Source organism: Candidatus Eisenbacteria bacterium (assembly GCA_016867495.1).
Lineage (GTDB): Bacteria > Eisenbacteria > RBG-16-71-46 > CAIMUX01 > VGJL01 > VGJL01.
Genome location: VGJL01000366.1, coordinates 1 through 1554, shown reverse-complemented (window position 1 = coordinate 1554; position 1554 = coordinate 1). Strand labels below are relative to the sequence as shown.

Annotated in this window: 3 protein-coding genes; 2 read left to right on the top strand and 1 reads right to left on the bottom strand. The window is 69.0% G+C overall.

Annotation, left to right across the window (positions count from 1 at the left end; genetic code table 11):
• Positions 1–270: hypothetical protein (locus FJY88_14305; GenBank protein MBM3288499.1), on the bottom strand; the 270-nt coding region annotated here is incomplete at its 3' end.
• A gap of 120 nt (positions 271–390) precedes the next feature.
• Between FJY88_14305 and FJY88_14300 the strand changes: the two genes are divergently transcribed.
• Both FJY88_14300 and FJY88_14295 read left to right on the top strand, forming a co-directional pair.
• On the top strand, positions 391–1236 hold the full coding sequence (locus FJY88_14300; protein ID MBM3288498.1) for a hypothetical protein: 846 nt from the start codon (positions 391–393) through the stop codon (positions 1234–1236).
• A gap of 128 nt (positions 1237–1364) precedes the next feature.
• The coding region (locus FJY88_14295; GenBank protein ID MBM3288497.1) for a hypothetical protein at positions 1365–1554 on the top strand (190 nt) is incomplete at its 3' end.

Here is a 1554-nt window from a genome sequence, read left to right as displayed (position 1 = left end):
CTCCGGTTCCATCCTGGCCAGGATCGTCTGAATCGCGAGGTCGAGCTGCGGGTCGAGCCCTCTGGCGGTCAAGCTCGGGTCGTTGTCGATGGCCGTGTCGGGGAGCACCCCCTCGCCCTCGACGAGCCAGCGGCGATCGAAACCCCAGTGCGCGAACTCCGGTTGCGTGACTCCGCCGCCATCGACCAGGGCCCTCGGGGCCGCCCCGATCGGGAGGGTCGCAAGGAGACAGACAAGCAGAACAGTCGATCGGTGCGCGCCGGGACTCATCGTCCAATCCTCCGGGAGCCAGAGCGGTCCGGCCGCCTGGCAGGCGATCAAGATATCACCCCCTACGGCCCCGGCGAACGCCGGTTTCCAAGAAGGCGGCGATCGAATACTCTGCAGGGGATGAACGCGATTCTCCGCTCGACAGCTCTGAAGTGGATCCTCGCCGTCGCCGTCGCGATGGGCTCGGCCGTCTTCCAGCGGGTCACCGGTCCGACCTACCCGGTCCGAGTCCGGCTCTCGTGGGCCGGAGAGGACGTGAGGGCGAGGCTGACGCGGACGCACAGCGGCCCGGGTGATCAGACGATCGCCGTGCGCGCGGCGGGGTCAGAGGCGGCCGGGGACCTGCTCTGGCGCCGCTACCCGACAAGGGACGACTTCACCAGGACGCCCATGCAGCGCGAGGGGGATCTTCTCGTCGGCCGGCTGCCGCACCAGCCGCCGGCCGGGAAGCTCGAGTACTGGGTCGAGCTGCAGAAGGGCACGGATCGGCTTCGCCTTCCGGCGTCGGGCAGCGTAGTGACTCGATTCAAGGGGGCCGTGCCCCTCCCCGTGCTGATCCTGCACGTCGTCGTGATCTTCGCCGCGATGATCTGGTCCAATCGCGCGGGGCTGGAGGGGATCGCAGCCGTGACCGGGGGAAGCGCGGCCGCGCGCGGATCGCCCAAGCGGCGGGCCTCCCTGGCGAGGCTCACGTGGATCGCCTTCGGGTTGCTCGTTCTTGGGGGGATGATCTTGGGCCCCGTCATTCAGAAGTACGCCTTCGGCGCCTTCTGGACCGGCGTCCCGTTCGGCTGGGATCTCACCGACAACAAGACGCTGATCTCGTTCCTCGCGTGGCTGGCGGCCGCGATCTCCATCCTCCGCTCCACGCGGCCGCATCGCTGGGTCATCGCCGCCGCGATAGTGACGCTGATCATCTTCTTGATCCCCCACAGCCTCCTGGGCTCTGAGCTCAAGTACGAGTAGCGTCGCGGCGGATCCCCGGGGCCCGCGGCGCTTGTGACCGCAGACCCCGCGGCTATTGTGACCGCGCCCGCGATCGGGCATCATCGGTGCCGGGACAAGCAGGGCCCCGTTCCTGCGCGGAAAGAACGATGGAATCTGACCAGCACGCGATCGGCCGGCCCCACTGGCGGGTGGATGGGATCGGCAAGGTGACCGGCCGGGCCCTCTTCGGCGCCGACCTGGGCGCGCCGGGGATGCTCTGGGGGAAGGTCCTGCTCGCCCGGCGACCCCACGCCCGAGTTCTCTCGATAGACGCTTCCCGCGCGAAAGACATCGAGG